At 65.7% G+C, this 20,702-nt stretch carries 9 protein-coding genes; 6 read left to right on the forward strand and 3 right to left on the reverse strand.

What is annotated here, in order from left to right:
* Window positions 1–7 precede the first annotated feature (7 nt).
* Window positions 8–1,555, forward strand: coding sequence for a multiheme c-type cytochrome (locus VT84_RS08060; RefSeq protein WP_052559512.1), 1,548 nt, complete (start codon window positions 8–10; stop codon window positions 1,553–1,555).
* Window positions 1,555–3,321 (forward strand): multiheme c-type cytochrome, encoded by a 1,767-nt coding sequence (locus VT84_RS08065; RefSeq protein ID WP_052559514.1) that lies wholly within the window; start codon window positions 1,555–1,557, stop codon window positions 3,319–3,321. Before VT84_RS08060 ends, VT84_RS08065 begins: the two co-directional genes overlap by 1 nt.
* A 79-nt stretch (window positions 3,322–3,400) precedes the next feature.
* On the opposite strand, the gene VT84_RS08070 is transcribed toward VT84_RS08065, so the two are convergent.
* The 3 genes from VT84_RS08070 to sppA form a co-directional block, all read right to left on the reverse strand.
* Window positions 3,401–5,101, reverse strand: coding sequence for an Ig-like domain-containing protein (locus tag VT84_RS08070; RefSeq protein ID WP_157469312.1), 1,701 nt, complete (start codon window positions 5,099–5,101; stop codon window positions 3,401–3,403).
* 359 nt (window positions 5,102–5,460) lie between these two features.
* Entirely contained in the window at window positions 5,461–6,615 is a 1,155-nt protein-coding gene (locus VT84_RS08075) for an aromatic ring-hydroxylating oxygenase subunit alpha (protein WP_082839167.1), read from the reverse strand.
* A 135-nt stretch (window positions 6,616–6,750) separates the two neighbouring features.
* Window positions 6,751–7,719 carry a signal peptide peptidase SppA gene (gene sppA, locus VT84_RS08080; protein WP_052559520.1) on the reverse strand — a complete coding sequence of 323 codons (969 nt, stop codon included), beginning with the start codon at window positions 7,717–7,719 and terminating at the stop codon, window positions 6,751–6,753.
* A gap of 404 nt (window positions 7,720–8,123) precedes the next feature.
* Here sppA and VT84_RS08085 point away from each other — a divergent pair, with 404 nt between their 5' ends.
* The 4 genes from VT84_RS08085 to VT84_RS08100 all read left to right on the forward strand — a co-directional run bounded on the left by VT84_RS08085 (window position 8,124) and on the right by VT84_RS08100 (window position 20,700).
* Window positions 8,124–15,716, forward strand: coding sequence for a type I polyketide synthase (locus VT84_RS08085; protein ID WP_082839169.1), 7,593 nt, complete (start codon window positions 8,124–8,126; stop codon window positions 15,714–15,716).
* A 288-nt stretch (window positions 15,717–16,004) separates the two neighbouring features.
* On the forward strand, window positions 16,005–19,349 hold the full coding sequence (locus tag VT84_RS08090) for a polyketide synthase dehydratase domain-containing protein (RefSeq protein WP_082839170.1): 3,345 nt from the start codon (window positions 16,005–16,007) through the stop codon (window positions 19,347–19,349).
* Window positions 19,349–19,624 carry an acyl carrier protein gene (locus tag VT84_RS08095; RefSeq protein ID WP_052559528.1) on the forward strand — a complete coding sequence of 92 codons (276 nt, stop codon included), beginning with the start codon at window positions 19,349–19,351 and terminating at the stop codon, window positions 19,622–19,624. Before VT84_RS08090 ends, VT84_RS08095 begins: the two co-directional genes overlap by 1 nt.
* Window positions 19,625–19,863: 239 nt before the next feature.
* On the forward strand, window positions 19,864–20,700 hold the full coding sequence (locus tag VT84_RS08100; RefSeq protein ID WP_052559530.1) for an alpha/beta fold hydrolase: 837 nt from the start codon (window positions 19,864–19,866) through the stop codon (window positions 20,698–20,700).
* Window positions 20,701–20,702: the final 2 nt, after the last annotated feature.

Raw genomic sequence — 20,702 nt, forward strand, 5'->3', positions numbered from 1 at the left:
TCCCCGCATGGATGCGCCGGACACGAACCGCGGGTTTAACGTGCGTGCCGTTCCCCTCATCGCGGTAACACTCGTCGCAATCGTCGCGGGCGTGTTCAACACGGCGCAGTCGCACCAACCACCGACCGCCGCGGTCGCGATCGTCGCACCAACAGCTAAACCTTACGGCGTCGATAAGGTCGATTTCAAAGAGCCGTTCACGTACCGCGCGAGCACCTCGTGTTCGGCATCGGCGTGTCACGGTGGAGGGGCGATTGGGAAGGTCGGGAGCGAGCACTCGACCTGGGCGCGTGAAGCGGTTTCGGCCGGAACGAGCGACCCGCACTCCAAAGCGTACAGCGTGCTGTTCAACCCCGTCTCCGTGAAGATGGGCAAGGCGCTTGGAATCAAGGAGCCGCACAAGGACGCCCGGTGCCTCGCGTGTCACGCGGTCGATAGTGTGAAAGACTCCGCGACCCACGACCAGATTCTGGCCGAGGGCGTCGGCTGCGGTGCGTGTCACGGTCCCGCGGACAAGTGGATCGCGGAGCACACGCTCCCGTCGTGGAAGATCCGTAGCAACCAGGAGAAGTGGACCGAGTTCGGGTTCGTGCCGACGAAGAACCTCGTGGCCCGTGCGCTGAACTGCGCGAGCTGCCACGTCGGGGACAGCGAGCGCGACATGAACCACGACTTCATCGCGGCCGGGCACCCGCGGCTCGCGTTCGAGCCGGCCCGGTTCCACTTCCAACCGGATTACCGCAAGCACTGGACCGAAAAGGGCGATCCTCTCAGCTTTGAAGTGCGCATGTGGGTCATCGGGCAAGCCGCGACGCTGCGGGCGTCGGTGAACTTGCTCCACGAGCGGGCGAAGAAGGCCGACGCGCCGAACGAGAAGGCGCCGTGGCCGGAGTTCAGCGGTTACAGTTGCTACGCCTGCCACCAAACGATCGGTGACACGGAAACACGCGGGAGCCTGAGTGCGACTCCGCGCACGCCCGGCGTGCCGGGGTGGGAGGTCTGGTCGAACACGACGGTTGATGTGGCGGCGAAGTCTTGCGAACTCGCGTTCCCCGGGCTAAGCTCGCCCGAGTTACGCGACGTGAAGCTGCCGGCGGTCGAGGAACTACGCAAGTTCATGGGGGCGAAGCGGGCGCCCGCGCCGGGCGAGGTCGCGAAGCGTGCGAAAGCGGCCGTGGTCGAACTCGATACGTGGCTCGCGCACCTGCAAGCCGCCGAGGACCGCGGGCCGAGCTTCGTCGGGCGCGACGCGCCCGCGAAAATCGCACACCGGCTCGCGACAAATGCTCTATCTTCGGACGGGAAGGTGCTCGCGGATCACGACTGGGATTCACTGGCGGCGAACTACCTGGGCACGGCGGCCATGTACCACGCGGCCGGCGGTAAAGCGGGAACAGGTGCCGGGTGGCACGACCCGCTGACCGCGATCGACAAGAAACTGCGGTTCCCGCCGATCGCGAACGGGCCGGTGAAGTTCGACCGGCTCAGACTGGACCCGATCCGCGACAGCTTCGAGTCACTGCGCAACAAGACGGGCACACCGGAGGGGAAGTGATGACGACGGGATACGCGGGTCGGGCCGCGCGCGCGGTCGGGCTAGCGGGGGCGTTCGCCGGCCTCGTGATCGGGCTCGTCGTTTCCTCCGCGTCGGTGCGGCCGGTGGGCGCCACGCAGAAGGACGAAAAGAAAGCCGATTACCCACGCCCGGGCGCCTCGGACAAGGCACAGCACGGTCTGCTCGGCGCGGCCGAGTGCAAGAACTGTCACTCGGAAACCAAACCGCAGGATAAGGAACTGTACCAACAGACGAAAGGGTACGAGTTCATTCGGTTGTCTGAGAACATCATCTGGAGCACCCACGACCTGCACTCCACTGCGTACCGAAGTCTCTTGACCGACCGAACCGTCAAGAACAAGAAGGACAAGCCGAACGCGACCGCGCAGCGGATGGAAGACAACCTGCGGAAGTACAAGGGCGACACGTACACGGTCGCGAACGACATCGGGTGCTTGGCGTGCCACGCGAGTACCAAAGCGCCGTTGGCGCGAACCCCGCACACCGAATGGAAACCGACCTCGTTCTCGACCACCGAGGGCGTCGGGTGCGAGATGTGCCACGGGCACGGCACCATGTACGAGCGAACGCACCGGGCCAGCCGCGACGACGATACCCCCAACCCGCCGACGGAAAAGGTGGTGGACTGGCGGAGCTTCCCGACCGCGCTCAAGAGCGAATGGGGGCTGACCAACTTGCGCGACCCGGCCACGGCGACGCACACGTGCGCCTCGTGCCACATCGGGAACAAGGACGAGGGCCGGTTCGTCACCCACGATTGGTACGCGGCCGGGCACCCGCCGCTCCCGCCACTCGACCTGATGGCCTACGCCCGTGAGCAACCCCGGCACTGGGGCTTCGCGCACGAGATGCCGTACATCACCAGCCTCGCGAGCAAGGCCGCGACAAAGGACAAGGCCTTCGCCCTGTACCACTACCGACAGGACGAGTCGTTCGTCGCCCGACGGTTCGCCGAGTCGTCGCTCGCCACTCTCGGCGCAACAGCGAGCCTCGGCTCGCAACTCGCTGCCGACGCGAAGGCCAAGGCCGATGGCCTCGATTTCGCCGCGTTCGACTGCTACTCGTGCCACCACAATTTGAAGTACCCCAGCGAGCGCCAGGACCGCGGGTACGTCGGGCGCCCCGGGCGCCCGCTCTACCGCCCGGCCGCGTTCGCGCTCGCCCGGCTCGTTCTCAGCCACGCGGCCGGGATGAAGGGGCCGGACCTCAAGACCGCAGTGGCCGAACTCGACGCGGCCGAACTCGCGCTGGCCGATGCGTTCACCGCCAAGACCTACGGCGACCCGGACAAGGTCAAAACGGCGACCGCGAACATCGCCAAGTGGAGCGAGGACGTGCGGAAGAAGCTCGAAGCCGTGCGGTACACGCCCGAGGAGACCAAGCGGTTGTTTGAAATGGTCAAGGCCGCCGCGACCGACGAGAAGAGGCCCGTCGGTGACCCGGAAGTGGCACAGCTCTACACGTGGGCCATCGAAACGCTGTTCATCGACTTGCAGTCGAAGGAAAAAACGGACAAGCGGGAGGAACCGAAGGCGCTAATCGAGATGCGGACCAAACTCGACGGTACGATCGTGACGCGGCTCCGGCCGAACGCGGCCTTCTATTACGAGCAGGGCGTGACCGGCGGTATTCCCGGGCCGACCGTCGAATCGGTCGATAACCGGCTCAAGGTGCGCATGGAAACGTTCAACTCGTTCCGCCGCGACCCGTTCCGCAAGGCGCTGGGAGAAATCAAGCTCCCGTAAGGTGGCACAAAAACGCGAGGGGGTGACCGCATCAGGTTTGCGGTCACCCCCTCGCTGCTTTACATCGTCAATTTCGTAATCAGCTCACTACGACGGATTGTGGTGAGCCGAGGGTTGCCACGTTTCCGGCGTTGTCGGTTGCCTTCGCGTTCACAGTGTAGGTGCCGGGGACCGTGAGGGCGTAGCTCCAGGTCGCGAAGTTGTCCGTTGTCGTGGCCAGGAGGAACACTTCCGTCGCGCTGTCGAACGCGCTGCCGGAGTAGTACATCCCGGTGCCGTTCACGTCCAGAATGCTGACCTCCACCTTCTGGACGCCCGACGCGCCGGCCGTGTCGCTGCTCGTTCCGGTGACCTCGGCGGTGCCGGTTGCGTCTACCGTTACCGCGGGCGGGGTCGTGTCGTACACGAAGCTGAACTGGTTCGTCGCGTTCTGGTTGCCCGCCACGTCGACCGCGGCGCCCGCCGGGACCGAGACCGTGACGGTGCCGTCCGCGGTCGGGGTCACGTCGATCGTGAAGACCCGGCCCGTGGTCACGGTCTGGAAGTTCGACTTCGTCCCGTTCGTGACGGTGACGTCGTCCGTGGTGAAGTCGGTCACGTCCTCGCTGAAGGTGATCGTCACCGTCACGAGGCCCTGGTTCGTCGGGACGCTCGGGCTCGTGGTGAAGACGATGGTCGGCGCGGCCGCGTCGACTATCAACCCGGTCGCGTTCGACGCTGAGCCGATGTTGCCGGCCGCGTCGGTGGCGGTCACGGAAACCGAGTACGTGCCGTCGGCGAGTGCGTCGGTGAGGTTCACGCCCCAAGTGGTGCCGGACACGGACGCTGTGTAAAGGCTCCCGTTGACGGTCACCTGCACGGTCGCCGACGAGTCGTCCACGGTGCCGGTGATGGTCGGGCTCGCGCTGTTGGTCGTCAGCGCGTTGATTGCGACGACCGGGGCCACGCTGTCGTAGGTCAGTTCCACGGTGTTCGACAGCAGGTTCCCGTTGCCGTTCGCGTCGACCGCGGCGTTCGCGCCGACCGTCACGGACACGGCCCCTTGGCCCGTCGGGGTGACCTCGATCAGGTACACCCGCGCGTCCTGTGCGGTGAACGACGTGACGGTGCCGTTGTTCACGGTCACTTTCGATGCGTCGAACCCGGTCACGTCCGCGTCGAAGGTGACCGCCAGCGCGATGGGGCTGGTGTTGGTCTGGGCCGGGACCGTGGTCGTCACGAGGACCGTCGGACCCGCGTTACTACTCGTGTCCACGGTCGGGCGCGTGCCGCTGGTGACGCCGATCGTTGCCGGGCGCGCGATGGTGGAGCCGCGGTTCTCGAAGTAGTCGCTACCCGCCGGGTTGAAGACGCCGAAATCCGTGACGCCGATGCTCGACGCGATCACGGTGTCGTCGCCGGCCCCGGTGTCGAGGTACACGTACCGGCGGAACACGGACCCGTTGAGGATCACGGTGTCGTTACCGGCCCCGGTCGCCAGGGTGCTCTCGGAGCGGTGCCCGGCGTCCGAAATGCCCAAGGTGTCGTTCCCGTCGCCCGTGTCGACGTTGAGCGTGCCCTTGTTGCGCGTGCTCGTCACGAGCAGTTGGTCGTCGCCCCCGAACATCCGGATGTAGAGGTCGTGCTTGATCCCGCTCACCGAGATCGGACCGGCCTGCCCGTTGATCGTGGTCGTGTCGTCGAGCGCGCGGATGGTCACGCTGCTGCTGCCGGTGCCCGCGATCCAGATCTGGTTGCCCAGGTCGTCGCCCGCGACGTAGAGCGTACCGTCGAACAACATGACTTGCACGTTACCGGCCGGGACCGTGCGGTCTTCTAACCACTCCACACGGGGTACGAACCGTCCAGTCTTCGGCCGCTCACCACGTTCGCCCAAATTCATGTTGATTCGCCCTAGTGAAAAATCGGTCCCGGACGGCTCGGGGCGGAACCGTTACCCGGAAGCTAAACGGAGGCGCGGACCGGACGCGGACCGCACCGGCAGCGATTTAACTGTTCTGTTAGCACGGAGTATCGTGCGGAAATGATGAGAAATGCTCCGCAACTTACAATTGTGTCAGTTGCGGAGCTTTGTGCAATTAAGAACTAATGAGAGTGGCCGCCTTTTGTGCAGCGCGGACAAATTCTGAACGCGCCGCGCTACCCGGCGCAGACCCCGTTCGCGCGCGCGCCTTCGGGCGCGGGCACCTGGGGCAGTTCGCGCGGGCCGCGCGCGTTGTCGAGCACGAACTTCTGGAAGTGGTACACGCGCTCCTCGCGCGTGCCGATCACCCCGGGGTGCGGGCTGACCTCCATTCCGCGCTGGACGCCCGCGTAGATGGACCCGTCTTCCGCGAACACCTTCTTGGCGATCATCGTCGAAATGGACCGGAGCGCGCGGTACAGCACCCACGCCAGCGGGTTCTGCCGGTGCCCGCGCAGCGTGAAGAAGATGGACCGGTAGCGGCACGACGTCGGGCCGGTCGGGAACACGCACTGCATCATGCGGAACGAGTCGAGCGAACTGCCGGTCGCGTGCGGGTGCAGCACGCGGTGCCAGTATTCGTTGGTCACCGGCTCACCCATTCGGCGCACGATCCAGTCTTGCGCGTAGGTCGCGAACTCGCGCGGCGGGACCGTTTTGAACGACGTGAACCGGTCGGTCAGTTCGTGCCACGCATTTTCTTCCTGCGGGAACTCTTTGAACGTGTAGGGGTGGACTTCCGGGATGTGGTACGACTCCAGCGAGTTCTCGAGCACCACCTTCCAGTTGCACGGGAAGTCCTTCTCCCACGTCCCGGCGTGCCAGTACGCACCGCCGTAGTCCTGCCACACGTCCCACAGCGGACCGATCCACTCGCGGAGCGACGGACCGCTCTCGTTGAAGTTGACGAACACGAGGTCGCCGCAGGTGTCCACGCGGAACTGGCGCAGGCACGAGTTGTCGCGGTCCCAGGGGCGGAACGCCTTCGCGTCCGGGATCTTCCCCGTGCCGCCGTCCTTGTTGAACTCCCACCCGTGGTACTGACAGCGGAGCTTCTCCGCGTTCCCGCTCGCCTTGTCCGTCAGGCGGCTGTGACGGTGCGGGCACACGTTCAGGAACGCGCGCAACTCGCCGTCGAAATTGCGGATCAGGATCGGCGTGTCGAGCAGGTCGAATGTGAGGAAATCGCCCGGCTTCGCGAGGTCGCTTTTCACAGCGAGAGGGTGCCAGGCAGGATGAAAGAGGTGACGGAGTTCCGCGCGGTACTGTTCTTCGGACGTATAGTGGTGCGGCCGCAGGAGGTGCTTGAGGTGGTGCTGATTGGTGAACATCGTTGCAACGCGGCGCGTGGGATTCGGAACACGATACGCGGAACCGGTGTAACTGGGATACCTCCCAGAACCCGCAACCTTTGTATCTTTCTATTCAGTGTTCCGAATTCCACGCGCCGCGCCAGATATTTCCGCTTATTTGCCGCCCAACTTCTCAATCGAGAGTTCCGGCTGCCACAGGCTCAGGAATGTGGGCATCTTCGCGCGGTCGAGGCCCGGCAGACTCGGGAACAGCCCCGACCCCTGGAGCGGCACGTTGGCGGTGACCGCGTAGATGGAGCGGGCCGGGTCGTTAGTGCGGCGGTACATCACCGCACCGGGCCGCACGTTCGTGCCGGGGCAGCCGATCCCCGCCGCGAGTTGCAGCGCTTCGTCCAGGTCGCCGATGTGGTCGACCAGCCCGCGTGCCTTCGCCTGCGAGCCGGTGAAGATGCGGCCGTCGAACGCGGTCGCGTCCGTTGCGGCCGGGCGCGACCGCTTCACATCGGCAATGATCTGGTTGTGGAACTCGTCGGCCATCGCCTGGAGGATGGCTTTTTCCCCTTCGGTCAGCGCCCGGGCGGAGGTGCCGATGTCGGAGAACTCGCCCGACTTGATCGCTTGCGGAATTACGTTGAACTGCGCCATCAGGTCGCGCAGGTTGAACAAATTGAGGATCACCCCGAGTCCGCCGGTGACGGTGGCGGGACCGGCGACGATTTGGTCGGCGCCGGCTGCCAAGTAATAAGCGCCGCCCGCAGCGGTATCCATCAAGCACGCGACCACGGGCAGGTGCGTGCGCTCTTTGAACCGTTCGAGATCGTGCCGCATCGAAATACACGCCGCGACGCCGCCGCCGGGGCTGTTAATGCGGAGCACGACGGCCTTTACGCACGTGTCGCAGGCGACCGCTTCGAGTTTCTCGCGAAACAGAGCGACCGGGTTTTCGCCACACGATAACGGGCCGACGAACGGAGTGTTAAGAATCAGACCATCGACATCAACTATCGCGATCCGGCTCGCGCCGGGTTGGACGACAACTGGTTTAACGGGACCGGCACTGGGGCTGACCGGGGGCGTATCGAGGCGGGTTTCGACCTGCCCCGCGACCCGGGTCTTGACCACAAAACGGTCACTCCCACACCCCACGAGGAGCGGAATTGTCAGAATTGCAAGAAAAATATTGCGCATGCTCCGTCCCCGTCTTTCGATCCGTGAATTGCCTCTTGCGCCCGTGTTATCGGTACAACCGCCCTTGCCGAATTACCCTAATTCCGACACAACAGTTGAACTTGTTACAACCTGCCCTTTGGGAGTGTGCCGCGGGACCGTTCCAGGGACTTCCATTTGAACTAAGTCCTAATGTGCCATAGGTCTCCACACTGCCCAGTTTGCCAAACTGACGTTGACTTCCGATACTGACGGTTAAGGCGCAGCCGAATGTCGGCCCTGATGCGCCATTGGTGCCGGAGCGTGAACCGGCGAACCGACATCCCCGGACAGGGAGGTCCAGCCCTTCGAGGCGAGTGATGGAACCGCGCGACCTCATCGTTTTGACCCCTTCGGGAGCCGCCGACCCGTCACTCGCTATTGCCGCCTGCCGTGCAGGTGCGCGTGGCGTGTTGGACCTGGAGTTCGGCTCCCGCTTACTTGCGTCCCAAGCACTTACGAAACTCGCCCGGTTCGCAACCGGGTACGGTGTTCAGCTCCGCACGGGCGCCGCAGATCTGTTTGACCTCCTCGGTCAATTCAAACCCGCGTTCGTGATTCTCGCCGGGGCCGATCACCCCACTCTCGCCGCGCGTATTCGGGATCTGAATGCTGCGGGTATCGAAGTTTTGCGCGAGGCCACGAGCGTCGCGGAAGCATCGCGCGCGGTCGAACTCGGGGCGAAGGGCATCGTTCTGAAGGGCCACGAAGCCGGCGGGCGCGTCGGCGCCGATACGTCGTTCGTGCTGCTCCAACGGTGGCGCCAGTTCGCCGATAAGAACGGTGTGACGGTCCCGTTTTGGGTGCGTGGGGGACTCGGGGCGAATACGGCGGCTGCGTGTGTCGCGGGCGGTGCGCGCGGGGGCGTTCTCGATTCGCAAGTGCTCCTTACGCACGAAACTCCTCTGCGCGAAGCCGCGCGGAAGCGCGTCGCGGGGTTGGACGGGAGCGAGACGCTCGTTCTCGGCGCGCGACTCGGCGAGGGGTACCGCATCTACGCGCGTCCGGATTGCGCCGGTGCGCAGGAGCTCGCGAAGGAGGACGATCGCCTCCAGCACGCGGCGCTTTCCGCGGAAGAGAAACTGACCGCGTGGCGCGAAGCGGTTCGCACGCGCGTGGCCGCCGATCCGTCCACGGGCGTGTGGTTCTGTGGTCAGGACATTGTGAGTGCTGCGCCGCTCGCGGCGAAGGGGCTAACCGTTGCGGGTGTGGTGCAGGCAATCTGCGCCCGCGTAACGCATCAATTGGACGTCGCGAAGCGGCTCAAACACCTCGCGCCGGATTCCTCGCTCGCGAAAGCGCACGGGACAAAGTACCCGATCCTACAAGGCCCGATGACCCGCGTCAGCGACACGGCCGCGTTCGCGGACAGTGTGGCCGCGGGCGGTGCGCTGCCGTTCCTGGCGCTGGCGCTACTGCGCAAAGCGGAAACGGAAAAGCTCCTCGCGGAAACGAAGACGAAGCTCGGTGCGAAGCCGTGGGGCGTCGGCATCCTCGGCTTCGTGCCCAACGAGATCCGCAGCGAACAACTCGAAGCGATTCGCAAGTACAAGCCGCCGTTCGCGATCATTGCAGGTGGGCGCCCGGACCAGGCCCGCGAACTCGAAACGCAGGGCATCCCGACGTACTTGCACGTTCCGTCGCCCGGCCTGCTGAAGATGTTCCTCAAGGACGGTTCCCGGAGGTTCATCTTCGAGGGGCAGGAGTGCGGCGGTCACATCGGCCCGCGCGCGAGTTTTGCGCTGTGGGAAGCGATGGTCGAAGTCCTGCTCGAAAACATCGGCAACAAGCCCGCGGACGACCTGCACGTTGTTTTTGCCGGCGGCATTCACGACGCGCTCTCTGCGAACATGGTCGCGGTGCTGAGCGCGTCGCTCGCCGAAAAGGGTGTGAAGGTCGGTGTGCTGCTCGGGACCGCGTACCTGTTCACGAAGGAAGCGGTGCGCGGCGGCGCGATCACGGAGCGCTTCCAGAAGGAAGCCCTCGCGTGCGCGGACACTGTGCTGCTCGAAACCGGCCCGGGGCACGCGATCCGCTGTATCCCGACGCCCTACGCGGACGTGTTCGAGTCCGAGAAGCGGAAGCTGAAGGCCGAAGGCAAGACGCCGTTGGAAGTCGGCATTGCCCTTGAGCGCATGAACCTCGGGCGGCTCCGGGTCGCGAGCAAGGGCGTGGACCGCGCGCCGTCCGTGAACGGTAACGGGAGCGGTCTCGCCGACGTGAGTGCGGACGAGCAGTTCGCACGCGGCATGTACATGATCGGGCAGATCGCCGCGCTCCACGATAAAGTCACGACTATCGCCGAATTGCACGCGAACGTGACCGACAGCATCATCCTGCCCGAATCGGCCGTTCGCACCCAGGATGTCGAACTGCCCGCGCCGCCGCCGTGCGACGTCGCGATCGTCGGGTTGTCGTGCTTCTACCCGCAATCTACGTCGCTGTGGCAGTACTGGGAAAACATCCTCGCGAAGACGAACGCCGTCATCGAGATCCCGCCGACGCACTGGGACTGGCGGCCGTACTACGACCCCGACCCCCGCGCCAAAGACAAGATGGTGTCGAAGTGGGGCGGGTTCATGTCGGACATCACGTTCGACCCGCTCAAGTACGGGATCACGCCCAAGAGCATCCCGAACATCGAGCCGCTGCAACTGCTGCTGCTCGAAGGCGTGAACCAGGCGCTTGCTGACGCGGGCTACCTGGATCGGCCGTTCGCCCGCGAACGCACCTGCGCCATCCTGGGCGTCGGTGGCGGCGGGATGCCGCTGTCCGTCGCATACGGGTTCCGCGCGTGTATGCCGCTGCTCGATTCGATTCCCGGCGTGCCGGTGAAGTCGAACGAGATCGTCGCGCTGGGCGAGGGCATGCTGCCGGAATGGACGGAAGACTCCTTCCCCGGCATCTTGCTGAACGTCGCGGCCGGGCGGGTCGCGAACCGGTTCAACCTCGGCGGTCCGAACATGGCGATCGACGCCGCGTGCGGGTCGTCGTTGGCCGCGCTGTACGCCGGTGTTCGTGAACTGAACGACGGCACGAGCGACGTCGCGATCGTGATGGGTGGCGACGCAGTGCAGACGCCCTACGCCTACGTCGCGTTCTCGAAGACGCACGCGCTCAGCCCGAAGGGGCGGTGCCGGCCGTTCGACGCGGACGCCGACGGTATCGCACTCGCCGAGGGCGTCGGTATTGCGGTGCTGAAGCGACTCGCGGACGCGGAACGCGACGGCGACCGGATTTACGCCGTCATCAAGGGGGTCGGGGCTTCCAGCGACGGCCGCGACAAGGGACTCACCGCGCCGCGTGCGGAAGGTCAGCTCCGCGCGCTGCACCGGGCCTACGCTCAGGCTCGCGTGAACCCGGCGAACGTCGCGCTCGTGGAAGCGCACGGCACCGGGACCGTGGTCGGCGACCAGACCGAGGCTCGCGCGATTGGCCAGTTGATGCGCGATGCCGGGGGCGACCCGCAGTCGTGCGCGATCGGTTCGGTGAAGTCGATGATCGGGCACAGTAAGTGTGCCGCCGGCCTCGCGGGGCTCATCAAGACCGCGTTCGCGCTGCACCACAAGGTGCTCCCGCCCACGCTGGTCGAGACGCCGAACCCGAAGGCGAATCTCGAAGGCGGACCGCTGTACCTGAACACCGAAGCGAAGCCGTGGGTCCACGGGGCAGAGCACCCGCGAACCGCCGGCGTGAGCGCGTTCGGTTTCGGTGGCACGAACTTCCACACGGTGCTCGAAGAGTACACTGGCGACTACCTGAACCGCCCGAACACCGGGATTCGTCAGTGGCCGACGGAACTCTTCGTGTGGCGCCGAGCGGACAAGGCCGCGATCACCACGAGCCTGAAGAGCGTGCGCGACGCGATCGTTGCTGGCGCACGACCGGCGCTGGCCGATCTCGCGGCGAGCGTGTGGCAGAGCAGCAAAACGGCACCGGCCGGTAACGCGACACTCGCGGTGATTGCGTCCTCGCTCGACGACCTCAAGGAAAAGCTCGACGCGGCCCTCGAAGCGCTGCCCAAAGCGACCGAGACGTACACGGACCCGCGCGGGATCTACTTCGCCGCGAAGTCCGCGCCCGCGGGCAAGGTCGCGTTCCTGTTCCCGGGGCAGGGATCGCAGTACCCGGACATGCTCGCGCAGGTCGCGATGACGTTCTCCGAGGTGCGCGACGTTCTCGACCGGGCGGAAGCCGCACTCGACGCCGATCTCGACAAGCCGCTGAGCCGGTTCATCTACCCGCCGTCGTCGTTCACACCGGAACACGAGGCCACGAATCGCAACGAGCTGCGCCGGACGGAAATCGCGCAGTCGAGCATCGGTGCGACGAGCATCGGCATGTTCCGGTTGCTCACGTCGCTCGGGATCGAAGCCGATTTCTTCGCGGGTCACAGCTACGGCGAGTACGCGGCGCTCACGGCGGCCGGGGCGCTCTCCGAAGACGACCTGATGCACCTGTCGTTCAAGCGCGGCTTGGCGATCCGCGAAGCCGCGGTCAACGCCCCGGGCGGGATGATTGCGGCGGACAACACCGCCGAGGCGATCGCGCCGGTGCTGAAGGGCATCGCGGACGTGTGGATCGCGAACCACAACTCGCCGACCCAAACCGTGATCGCGGGCACCGAAGACGGCGTAAAGGTCGCCGCGGAGAAACTCCAGGCGGCGGGGATTCGCTCGCAGCGGATCGCGGTCGCGTGCGGGTTCCACTCGCCGCTCATCGCGGGCGCGAAACCGGCCCTGGCCGACGCCCTTTCGCGGGCCACGTTCACGGCCCCGAGTAAGCCGGTGTTCTCGAACACGAGTGCCGTGCCGCACCCGGCCGACGGGAGCGTGATCGCGAAACAGCTCGCGGAGCACCTCGTGTCGCCGGTGCGATTCGCGGACGAAATTCGTGCGATGCACGAGGCCGGCGCGCGGGTCTTCGTGGAGGTCGGGCCGCAAGCGGTTCTGACCGGACTCACGGGCCAGATCCTCGCGGGCCGACCGCACCTCGCGCTCGCGAGCGACGCGAAGTCCCGCCCGGGGCTGGTGCAACTCGCCCACCTGCTCGGGCAACTGCTCGCGGTCGGTGTATCGGCCAACCTCGACCGCCTCTTCGTGGGCCGGAACGTGCAAGCGTTCGACCTCGCGAAGCTCAACGCGGACACCGGCAAGCCGAAACTCGCGCCGACGACGTGGCTCGTCAACGGCATTCGGAGCAAACCGCTGAACGCGCCCGAACCGCGGTTGCTGGGGCAAGCACTTCCGGCCAACGCTGCGGCCCGGAACGAAGCCCCGCGGCCCGATACGAACGGCAAGGCGAAGCCGAAACCGGCGCAGCCCGAAAGTTCGACCAAGCCCGTGCCCGCGCCCGCGCCGCCCGCCGCTCCGAAGCCACCCGCGCCCAACGCTGCCGCTCTACCGCCCGCTGTCACCACGCCCTCACGAGCGATGATGCACAACACCGAAACTCAACCCGCTCTGTCGGTCCCCTCCACTAACGGGCACGCGCACCACCATGCCGCGCCCGATGGTGCCGCAGCCGTGATGATGCGGTTCCAGGAGGTGATGGGGCGCTTCCTCGATACACAGAAGTCCGTGATGCTCGGGTTCCTCGGCGCGCCCAACGCGGCCGCGACCGCACCCGCGCCGCACACGAACGGCCACACCGCGTACCCGGTGGTGCCGCACACGAACGGCCACACCTACACGAACGGGAATGGCAACGGCAACGGCCATGCCCACACCAACGGTCACGCCCACACGAACGGGCACGCGACCCCGATGCCGGTTCCCGCGCTGGCGACCAATCGCATCGCGACGCCCGTGGTTGCCCGGCCGCAAGCGCCGGCGCCCGTCGTCAGCACCAAGGCTGAAACGAACGGCAAGCACGCGCCGACTGCCGAAGTCGCGCCCGTGGTCGTTCCCGCGCCGGCGAATAAGCCCGCGGGCGGCGCGCTGGATCGCGATACGCTGCTCGCCCGGTTGCTCGACCTCGTGAGCGAGCGCACCGGTTACCCGAAGGAAGCGCTGAGCATCGACCTCGACCTCGAAGCCGACCTGGGGGTCGATTCGATCAAGCGCGTCGAGGTGCTGGGCGCGCTCGCCGAGAGCATCGAGGCCGGTGCGGACGGCAAGCAGCCGAACCTGGAGATGGAGAAGCTCTCCGTCATCAAGACGCTCCGCGGGATCGCCGACTACGTGATGGGCGCGCTGAACGAAGCCGCGCCCGCGTCGGCTCCTTCGACGAATGGCAAGCACGAAGTTCCCGCGCTGCCCGCGGCTAGTGAAGCGCCCGCAACCCGGGCCAACGCGAACGGCGACTTTCACCCCGGTGCGCGACAGGGGGACGTTCAGCGGCTCGTGGTGCGCCTGATCGACGCGCCGCTCCCGATCCGGCCGACGTTCAGCCCGCCGACCGGCACCATCGTCATCACCGATGACGAACTCGGCGTCGCGCAAGAACTGGCCGACCGGCTCGCGGAACTCGACATCAAGACCGCGCTCGTTCGCATGGGCAAGAACGAGGGCTTCAACGCCGATCTGACCAACCCCGTTGCGGTGAACGAACTGCTCGGCCGCGTGCGCGAGAAGTGCGGCGCGGTGTCCGGGCTGGTTCACCTGCTGCCGCTCGCGGAACCGCCCGCGGGCGAAACCGATGAACAGCGGATGCGGCGCGAAGTGAAGTCGCTGTACCTGCTCGCTCGCGGGTTGGAAAACGACATCCGCGCGGCCGGGACGAACGGCTCTGCCGTGCTGCTCACGGTGACCGCGATGGGCGGCGCGATGGGGTACAGTGACGAACTGCCGAGCGAGTTCTTCGCCGGTCACGGCGGCATCGCCGGGTTCACCAAGTGCCTCGGTTACGAGTGGCCCGAAGTCACCGTTCGCGTCGTGGACGTGAACGCGGAAGCCGCCGCACCGCGACTCGTTGAACAACTCCTCGGCGAACTCGGTGACCCGGACGGCCCGTTCGAGGTTGGTCGCGACGGCGAGTTCCGCAAGACGTGGCAGGTCGATCCGGGACCGCTAGAGAAAGACACCCAGGCGATCGAGCTCGACGCGAACAGCACGGTGCTCGTCACCGGTGGCGCACGCGGCATCACCGCGAAGGTCGCGCTGGAAATCGCGTCGCGGTACAAGTCGAAGCTCGTGCTGGTCGGTAGCTCGCCCGCGCCGGCCGTCGAGAGCGCGGACACAGCCTCGCTTCAGACGCCGGCGGAGATCAAGGCCGCGCTATTGAAGCAACAACCCGGCGCGAAACCGGCCGCGGTCGAGGCCGCGTACAAGCGCCTGCTCAAGGACCGCGAGATCCGCGCCAACCTCGACGCGATCCGGACCGCGGGCGGTTCCGCTGAGTACCGCGCGGTCGACGTTCGTGACTCTGTTGCGTTCGGCGGCCTCATCGACGAACTGAACGCCAAAGGTGGGATCGCGGGTGTGATCCACGGTGCCGGGGTGATCGAAGACAAGCTCCTGCGCGACAAGACGCCGGAGTCCTTCGACCGCGTGTTCGGCACGAAGGTCGATAGCGCCCTGACGCTGACCCGGAAGCTCGACCCCGCCAAACTGAAGTTTTTCGCGCTGTTCGCCTCGATCACGAGCCGCTACGGGAACCGCGGACAGTCGGACTACGCCGCCGCGAACGAAGTGCTCAGCAAGCTCGCGTGCGACCTCGACCGTAAGTGGCCGGGGCGCGTGGTGTCGGTTGCGTGGGGGCCGTGGGCCGAGGTCGGCATGGTCGCGGACCTGGAGAAGCACCTCGTGGCCCGTGGGCTGAAGCTCATCGAACCGGCCGTCGGCGCCGGGTTCGCGGTGGACGAAGTGATCTTCGGCACGAAGGGCGAACCGGAAGTCGTTGTGGCGGGCGGCACCGAGTCGGCACCGAAGCAGCGCACCAGCGCACAGCCCGTGGGCGCCGGTGCCGAGTAGCCAAAAAGAACCAGGGGTTGAAACCCCTGGCTATTCCCGGTGACCCCTTCGGGGTCCAAAGGCAAAATGCCGGGTGATCGTTGTATTTGCGGCCCCAACGGGGCCACCGGGAATAGCCAGGGGTTTCAACCCCTGGTTCTTTTTCCGTTTTCGCGGCCCCAATGGGGTCACCGGAAGTAGTCAGGAGTTTCAACCCCTGGTTCTTTTCGTTGTTTCGTGGCCTCAATGGGCCACCGGGAATAGCCAGGAATTTCACCCCTGGTTCTATTAACGCGAACAATTTCTCTCATGACTCAGACCCTCGCGCAACCGCAGCCCCGCGTCATTCCTCCCGTGACCGGATGGGACACGGAAGTTTTCGTGTTGCGCGGTGACGATCGTGCTGCGTTGCGTCAGCGCGTTCTCGCGCTTGTGGAACAGGTCGAACGCCAGCCCGACGCCCCGCTCGTCGATTTCGCGGCGGCGCTTGCGCGCGAGATTCAGCCCAGCGGCTCACGGCTCACGGTGGTTGCGGGTTCCCGGGCCGATCTGCTCACGCGCCTCAAACGTGCTGCGGAGCGAATCGGCGATCCGAAGACCAAGCAGGTCCGGGACGCGAACGGCCTCTACTTTTTCGAGCAGCCGCTGGCGGAGCAGGGGACGGTCGCGTTCCTGTTTCCGGGCGAAGGCGCGCAGTACCTGAACATGCTCGCGGACCTGTGCGGCGTGTTCCCGGAGGTGGAAGAAACCTTCGCGTGGTGCGACCAGCTTGCGGCCGAAGCCGGGCGCCCGGAAACTTCGTTGCGGCGCGTACTGCACCTCCCGGTCGATGCCACCGCCGAGGACAAGGCCGCGGCCGAACTCGAACTCCGGGGGTTGGGGCCGTCCATCTTCGGGGTTCTGCTCGCGGACCAGGCGATCCTCCGTGTGCTCGAAAATCTGCAAATTCCGGTGTCCGCGATGGCCGGTCACAGCGCCGGCGAACTCGGCGCGCTGCTCGCGAGTGGTGCGATGAACGCCCGCGACCAGCACGGCTCGCGGTTGCCGGAAATCATGGAGATCATGCAGCGCCAGGAGAGCGACGCGGGCGGGCCGGAGGTCGTGCTGCTCGCGGTCGGAGCGAGCAAGGCGACCATCATGGAGGTCGCGGACGCGGTCGCGGGCGGCGCGGTGATCGTCGCGATGGACAACTGCCCGCACCAGTGCGTCGCGGTGGGGCCGGCGCACCCGATCGCCGCAGTCGAAACCGCGCTCACGGAGCGCGGGATCATTTGCGAGCGGTTGCCGTTCAAACGGCCGTACCACACGCCGCTGTTCGAGCCGTACATGGGCGCGCTCCGCGAACTGTTCGTGGGTGTGCCATTCAATCAAACGCAAACGGCCGTTTACTGCTGCTCCACCGGCGAACTGTTCCCGACCGATCCCGACGCGATGCGCGCGCTCGCCGTGAACCACTGGGTCACCCCGGTCGAGTTCACGCGGATGATCGAGAGCATGCACCGCGACGGCGTGCGCCTTTTCGTCGAGTGCGGCCCGCGCGGGAACCTGTCGGCGTTCGTGGAAGACATCCTCCGGGGTAAGTCGTTCGCCGCGATCCCCGCGAACGTGCTCCGCAAGAGCGGCCCGACGCAGATCAACCACATGGTTGCGCAACTGGTCGCGCACGGCGTGGACCTGAACTTGGGCTACCTGTACGCGGGGCGGGTGGGCGAAGAACCTAACCCCCTAACCCCCTTCCCTAAGAAGGAAGGGGGAACAGAACCAAATACCAGCGAATACGCGCCGCAAGCGCCGGTTTTAAGCCCCTCTCCGTTTAGGGCAGGGGTTGGGGAGGGGTTACAAGCAGGTTCCTCCATCATGAACGGTTACCTCGACGTGATGGAGCAGTTCCTCGACGCCCAGCGCGAGGTGATGACGGCGTTCTTCCGCGGGCGCGGGCAGTCGGCCCCGCTGCCGCCGGAACTGTTCGCGCTCGCGGATCTCTCGATCCCGATCGATCCGGCGCCTCTTGCTCCGGCCGCACCCCGACCGTTCGCACTCATCGAGAGCGTCATTCAACACGAGCCGGGGCGCGAGATCACGTTCCGCCGGGTGATGGACGAGCGCGAAGACCTGTACGCGGACGATCACACGCTCGGCGGGCGCGGGGTCAGTCGGGAGAACCCGGCGCAGAACGGGCTCCCCGTACTCCCGATGACATTTAGCCTCGAAGCGATGTCCGAAGCGGCGGCGATGCTCGCGCCGGGCAAGGTCGTGATCGGGCTCCGCAACATCCGGCTGTTCCGGTGGCTGCCATTTGATGCCGAAACGACCACGCTCGAGGTGCGCGCTACGGTGTCGTCCGTGGACGAGGCGACCGGGACCGTCGAGGTCAAAGCGAACGTCCGCGACCTCGGCAACTCGTTCCTCCGCGACGGCGCGAACAAAGCGTCGTCCGAAGCGGTGATCGTACTCGCGGACCGGTACCCGGACCCCGCGCCCCCGCTGCCGTTCGATCTCACCGACGAAGTACCGTGCAAGTCCTCGATCGAGGACTTGCGCCGGAACATGTTCCACGGCCCCGTCTTCCAGATGATTCGCACGCTCGATCGCACCGGGCGCGAGGGGATCGAGGGCACGCTCGAAGTACAGTCGCGCGACACGTGGTTCCGCTCGAACAAAGACCCGCACTACGCGATCGACCCGGTGCTGATGGACGCCGCGATGCACATCCTCGGCGCGTGGCACCTCGAACAGCCGGACTGGACCGGGCGCATCCTCCTGCCATTTGAGGTGCAGAAGGTCGAATACTTTGGTCCCACGCCGGAAATCGGTTCGCACCTGGTCGTGCGGGGGCACAACGAGCAGGAATCGGCGCGGCACTTCCGCCACGGGCTGGAAGTGTTTGATACGCAGGGGCACTTGTGGCTGCGGCTCACGGGCGCGGGGTACTGGCGCTTCTACCTCCCGTTCGGGCACGTGAACTTCTTCGGACCAAAGGACGAATATTACCTCAGCCGTTACTGGCCCGAAGCTGTGGGGACCGAGCCGAATTCCGAGCCCGTGGCCCCGTTCGCGCGGTGTCACTTTATCGATCCGCCCGCGGACCTGAAGCAACCGGTGCTGCGCGCGGCGGGCGCGTATGTGACGATGACTCCGACCGAACTCGACACCTTTGGGAAGTGGACCGGGACCGACGCGGGACTGAACGACTGGTTCTTTGGCCGGCTGCTCGCGAAAGACGCCGCGCGTGCCGCATGGGTGCAGAAGTACGGCGAGACGATTTTCCCCGCCGACATGGAAACCGAAGAAGCCGACGGCCGCATTGTGTGCCGCCCGCGCGGGGCTGCTAAGAGTGAATCGTTCCCGCCCGTGAGTGTGGCCATCTCAGAAGGTACCGTGGCTGCCTTCTCCGCGTTCGCAAAACAGGTCGGTGTCGCGCTTCAAACGATCCCGAAGAAAGCTTCGGCCGAAGTCGAACGGGACGCGCGGGCGCGAGTGGCGTGCGACGCGGTCGCGGACGCGCTGCGTATTCCTGCTGAAGGCTGTGTGCTCCATTCTCTCGACGCGAACACCGGGGCCGCGCTGGTGAGCGCAAGCGGTCAACGGTTCCGCGTTCAGACGGCGCGACAGAAGGAATCGGTCGTCGCTACCACTCTGTGCGAGGTAGCGTGATGCGAACCACCGATGAACTGCTCGAAGCACTCGGGAACGTCGTTCGGCAGACGTTCCCCGATCGTGATTTCCCCGATTCCGTTGATCTCGATACGCGGGCGTTCGGCGACCTCGGGCTCGCGTCCATCGACCTCGTCGTGCTGGCCGAGCGGCTGGATGCACATTTCGGGCGCCGGTTGCCGTTCGGTGTCTTCCTGAAAGGTTTGCGGGATCGTGGCGCGGAAGACCTGTCACTCGGCGATTTGGTCGCTTTTTTGCAACAACACGCGGGGTAAGTTAGCCGAAAACGGCGAAAAATGGAGCAATGTTAGCCGTTGATGTGCGCTGCCGAACGTTGCAATGGCTCCAAGATGTTGAGGCGCCAGTTGTTAGCGCGTGTCTGATTCGGTAACTGCCCGCCACAGGCCCAAAACGTTAGCAATTGTTAGCACGGCAGGGGAAGAGAACGCACCGCCGTGCCGGGGCAATCCGACAACACTCGGTCCACAAGACAGCAGCTCCAAGACGAGAAATCATGCCCGAAGTTGAGGTCAACGGCACACGGCTCTTTTACCAGCAGTCCGGCGAAGGTCCGGACGTCGTACTGGTCCACGCGGTCACGAGTAACCAGGCCGTGTGGGTGTTCAGCGGGTTGGTGGAAGCGCTCGCGGCCGACTTCCGCGTAACCGCATACGACATGCGCGGCCACGGCGCTAGCGCACGCCCGGCAACCGGATACACGTCGGCGGTGATGGCCGAAGACTTCCGTCAGTTTCATGCGGCTCTCGGACTGAAACCGGCGTTCCTTGTGGGGCACAGTTTCGGTGGCGTCGTGAGTATGCACGCCGCGGTCGTTGCGCCGGAGTGCGTGGCGGGTGTGCTGCTCTCGGACTCGTTCTTTCCCGGTTTGAAGCACATTGAACCGAATTTCGGCAAGATGGGAATTTGGGGCGATGTGCGAGAGACATTTGCTCGTGTCGGAGTCGAACTTGGCGACACGGTGGACTTCACCCGCCTCTTCCGTGAGACGGCCGCACTGTCTCCCGAAAAGATGAAGGAACTCGAAGACATTTATGGCGCGTTCGGCCGCGGGTGGTTGCGGCAGCTCCCGCGCCTCGCCGAAACGACGTGTGGCGATGAAGTTCTGGCCGAGGCCGGGCTCACGGAGCGGGTGCTCGCGGGGATCACGAAGCCGGTGGTCGCGCTGTACGACGAATTCTCCCCCTTCCTTGCCACATGCCGGTGGCTAGAACAACATCTTGCTAAGTGTGTGGCCGAGATCATCCCGGCCGCGAAGCACTTGGCAATGCTCGACAACACGGCGGGCTTCACGGACGCCGTAAAACGGCACCTGACGCGGCTCTCGCAGTAACT

The sequence above is a fragment of the Gemmata sp. SH-PL17 genome (assembly GCF_001610855.1).
Classification (GTDB): domain Bacteria; phylum Planctomycetota; class Planctomycetia; order Gemmatales; family Gemmataceae; genus Gemmata; species Gemmata massiliana.